This is a genomic window from bacterium, assembly GCA_023228325.1.
Lineage (GTDB): Bacteria > Auribacterota > UBA6266 > UBA6266 > UBA6266 > UBA6266.
The window spans coordinates 1-4,133 of record JALOBK010000024.1; the positions used below are offsets into that span (position 1 = coordinate 1).

The 4,133-nt window shown below is 31.8% G+C and carries 5 protein-coding genes; 3 read left to right on the plus strand and 2 right to left on the minus strand.

Going from position 1 to position 4,133, the window contains the following annotated elements:
- Positions 1-416 (plus strand): sodium/proton-translocating pyrophosphatase (locus M0R36_11075; GenBank protein ID MCK9556331.1); only part of this gene is annotated, 416 nt, incomplete at its 5' end.
- Between the two features lie 70 nt (positions 417-486).
- Positions 487-1,062, plus strand: coding sequence for an AAA family ATPase (locus tag M0R36_11080; GenBank protein MCK9556332.1), 576 nt, complete (start codon positions 487-489; stop codon positions 1,060-1,062).
- Between the two features lie 126 nt (positions 1,063-1,188).
- On the opposite strand, the gene M0R36_11085 is transcribed toward M0R36_11080, so the two are convergent.
- A complete protein-coding gene (locus M0R36_11085) occupies positions 1,189-2,325 on the minus strand; it encodes a radical SAM protein (protein ID MCK9556333.1) in 1,137 nt (378 codons plus the stop codon).
- A gap of 132 nt (positions 2,326-2,457) precedes the next feature.
- Between M0R36_11085 and M0R36_11090 the strand changes: the two genes are divergently transcribed.
- Entirely contained in the window at positions 2,458-2,979 is a 522-nt protein-coding gene (locus tag M0R36_11090; protein ID MCK9556334.1) for an inosine/xanthosine triphosphatase, read from the plus strand.
- Between the two features lie 2 nt (positions 2,980-2,981).
- Here M0R36_11090 and nusA read toward each other — a convergent pair.
- Positions 2,982-4,133: transcription termination factor NusA (gene nusA, locus M0R36_11095; protein MCK9556335.1), on the minus strand; the 1,152-nt coding region annotated here is incomplete at its 5' end.

Below are 4,133 nucleotides of genomic sequence, written 5' to 3' on the forward strand. Positions count from 1 at the left end.
AAGCTAAACCTGATTATGCAAGTGCTGTTGATATGTTGACAAAAGCGGCAATCAAAGAAATGGTTGTTCCTTCATTGCTTCCTGTTCTAACTCCTGTTGTACTTTTCGGAGTTGTATATAAAGTTACAGGTTCTGTATCATCTGGTTTCCAAGCAGTTGGCGCTATGTTGGTTGGTACTATTGTAACAGGATTGTTCGTGGCTATCTCTATGACCAACGGCGGTGGTGCATGGGATAATGCTAAGAAATATATTGAAATGGGAAATCTGGGTGGAAAGGGAAGCGATGCTCACAAAGCAGCCGTCACAGGAGACACTGTTGGCGATCCGTTCAAAGACACAGCTGGGCCATCCTTACACGTGTTAGTAAAATTACTCGGAACTCTTTCTCTGGCCCTGGTTGCGTTGTTTATGTAAGAAAAACACCTTGTCTTTTAAAGATAAAGTTATTCACACATAAAATTCATAGTTATGTTAGAATAAAAAAATGGGAAATAAAAAACCACATTTGATTTTCATTTACGGATTTGTAGCCGTTGGAAAGCTTACTGTTGCCAAAGAACTTGCGAAATTAACTAAATATAAAATTTTACATAATCATATGATTGTTGATCTTTTCGGTGATCTTTTTGGCCATGAAAGGCCAGGAACTGTCGAGAAAGCTGAAATTAAAGAATGGTTTTATTTTGAATTAACAAAAAAATTAATAGGTACAGGAGATAATTTTATTTTTACTCATACGTATTCAGACTCATATGTTTCTAAAACTGGAATGACTGATTTAGATTTTGTAAAAAAAATTAAAGAAATAGTAACTGAATTAGGAGGTATTTTTTGTCCAGTGTATCTCTTTTGTTCCGAACAAGAAATGCTTAAAAGATTAAAAAATAAATCACGTAAGTCGCATAAAAAATTAAGATCCTTGAAAATTATGAAAGAATTAATGAAAAGAGAAAATTTTAAAACACCAGCACCACTTAGAAATAATTTTTTAATGGATACAACTGAAAATTCTCCTAAAAAAGTTGCAAAAATGATAAAAGAACATTTTAAATTAGATTAAGTTTTTTAATATAAAAAAGCCGAACATATTTCTATGTCCGGCTTTTGTCTTGACGGGTTAGTTAAATTAATTAACTTCCCCATCCGTTTTTTAGTACCATAGTAATCACCTCCTTTCTTTGTAAAATTAATCTATCATTGCCTTTACATTATTTTCGTTGATATTGGGGTATGTTCCTTCTTGATCTATTAAACTAGAAAAAGCTAATCTTTCACCGTCTCCCAATAGAGGCAAGATAACTTTTTCTACCCTAGGCATTATACAACATGAGTTAGGATCAATAACATTTATTTTCCCTAACCACCTAAATGGAGTAGCGCGACAGCCCCCACCACATATTTTTATATATCGACAATTGCCGCAACCAAGAGAATTTACTGTTATTTTTTTGAAATCAGTAAGCCAATCAGAATCTTTTATTGCATCCTTTATGGATTTGTTCTTTACTGATCCGTATTTGATGTTTAATGCTGGACAGAATATCAAATCACCATTTGCATTAATGCAAATATTTGCAAAATTATACTCACAAGAGTGACCAGAAAGATTCATTGGAGCATAATCTTCTTTTTCTATCCAAGAATAATAAACATTATCTATCCTTAGAAGAAAAGGTTTGGCATCTAATTGATGATTTTTTATAACATCAACATACACATTGAACAACCTATCATAATCAGAGAAATTTACAATATGGCTGTTTTTTTGTGTTCTGATTGTTTTCCAGAGCTGGCTTAAACGCCAGCAATAAATTCCAGTTTCTTTTAGCTCTTTATATAAAGGTAATAATTCTGAAACATTTTGCTCATAAACAACCGTTTGAATCATGATTTTACATCCTGGTAGAAACGATTTTAAATTCTTAATGTTTTTTATGGAAGACAAATAACTACTACCTTCGCGTATTATATCGTTAGTTGCCAACCCATCTAAACTAGTTCTAAACTCTTTTACCTGAGAGAGTTCAGAAATAATATTAAGATTTTTTTGAGAAAAATGTTTCCCATTGGTTGATATTATTACTCTTGATTCTTGACCACAGGCCTCTATTATTTCAGGCCAACGAAGGTAGCGGAAAGGTTCTCCGCCAGTGAGTGTAAAATTTACCACTCCAAGTTCTTTACATTCAGCAATAATTTCCAGCCATCTTTGATGAGATAATTCATCTTTGCGATATAGAACTGAATTTTTTTCTCCAGCATGACAGTAAAGACACTGCATATCACAATCCCCAGTCAATTCTAATCTAACTGAATTAAACATTTTTGTTCTCCTTATTTTGTTTTCAATGAATTAGTTATTTATTTATAAAATAACAAATTAAATTGATTTTGTCAATACTAAAATATTTTTAATATTTTTTTATGTTATTTTAATAAGTGATATACTTTTTATATGAAAAAATTAACAATAGCTGTTGGAACAACTTCTCTTCAAAAAATTAGCTATCTTAAAGAAGTTTTAAAAGAACTTGGGATAAAAGCAGTTATTAAGTCTATTGAAGTAAAAAGTGGAATTTCTACTCAGCCGATAACATCAAAAGAAACTAAAATAGGTTCCATTAATAGAGCAAAAAATGCGTTAAAGAAAGTTGAGAATGCTGATTTTGCTTTGGGAGTGGAAGTTGGGTATCACAAATATTTAAAAAATAAATATGAAATTTTTTGCTGGGCTACTATTATTGATAAACATAGTCACCAGATATCAGGACAGTCATATAAATTTTCATTACCGGAATATCATCAAAAAATCTTAAAAAGTGGCAAATATCTGGGTGATAATTTAGATGGATATTCAAAAAAAGTAAAAGATTCTATTGGTGTATATATAGATAATGCGATTCGTCATCGTAAGCCTTTTATAATAAGCGCCCTAAAAGACACCCTGGTTAGATATTTAAGAAAAGAAGATTTTTAATTTTATTCCTCCTTCACTTCCACTTTTTCGCCGTCGGTGGAGGCGACTTCTTTGCCGTCGCCTTTGATGTCTATTCTCCAGCCAGTGAGCTTGGCAGCCAGGCGCACATTTTGTCCACCTTTGCCGATAGCTAGAGAAAGCTGGTCATCAGCGACTTCTATAATAGCTTTATGTTCTTTTTCATCTATTTCTATGGAAAGGACTTTAGCCGGAGAAAGAGAATTGGAAACAAATTGTTTTGGGTCTTCGGACCAAGGAATAATATCTATTTTTTCACCTGAAAGTTCTTGAGTTATGGTATTAACTCTTGTTCCTTTTTGTCCTACACAGGACCCAACAGGATCAATATGTTCATCATTAGAAAAAACAGCAATTTTAGAACGTGCCCCCGGTTCTCGAGAAATAGATTTTATTTCGACAGTATTGTTTTCAATTTCAGGCGCTTCAGCTGAAAATAATTTTTCAATAAATTTAGGATGAGTTCTTGATAGTCTTAGATTGATTCCTCTAATAGTGTCTTCAACTGAATATAAATAAGCTCGGATTCTTTGTCCTCTTTGAAAATATTCTCCTGGTATTTGTTCTTCTACTGGCAAAACTCCAATTGCTCTATTAAAATCAATATAAATATTACCTCTTTCTATTTTTTGAACTATTCCAGAAATTATTTCTCCTTCTTTTGTTCCATATTCATCAATAACTGAAGCTCTTTCGGCTTCTCTAATTCTTTGAATAATAACTTGTTTAGCTGTTTGGGCTGCTATTCTACCATAATCGTCTTTTTGTTCTAGGGGAAAAATTATTTCTTCATTTAATTCAACTCCTTTTTTAATTTTTTTAGCATCCTCAATCCAAATATGATGTTCTGCATTAAAGCGTACTCTTTCATCGTTTTCTATTTTTTTAGAATAATTATTTAAAGAATTTTCTTCTGTTTCTTCTTCAATTCTTACAATACTTTCATCAACCACAATTTTTATTTGAAAAAAATCAGTTTGACCTGTTTCTAAATCAAATTTTGCTCGGATAATTTGTCCTTTTTTGCCATAATCTTTTTTATATGCTGCTGCCATTGCTTGTTCAATAGCATCTAGTATTTTTTCTTTAGGTATTTTTCTTTCTTGCTCTAGTTGTTCTAAAGCAGATTTAAATGT

Excerpts from the sequence above, each read along its gene's own strand:
- M0R36_11080 (MCK9556332.1), top strand. The coding sequence starts at position 487 with ATGGGAAATAAAAAACCACATTTGATTTTCATTTACGGATTTGTAGCC.
- M0R36_11090 (MCK9556334.1), top strand. The coding sequence starts at position 2,458 with ATGAAAAAATTAACAATAGCTGTTGGAACAACTTCTCTTCAAAAAATT.
- M0R36_11085 (MCK9556333.1), bottom strand. The coding sequence starts at position 2,325 with ATGTTTAATTCAGTTAGATTAGAATTGACTGGGGATTGTGATATGCAG.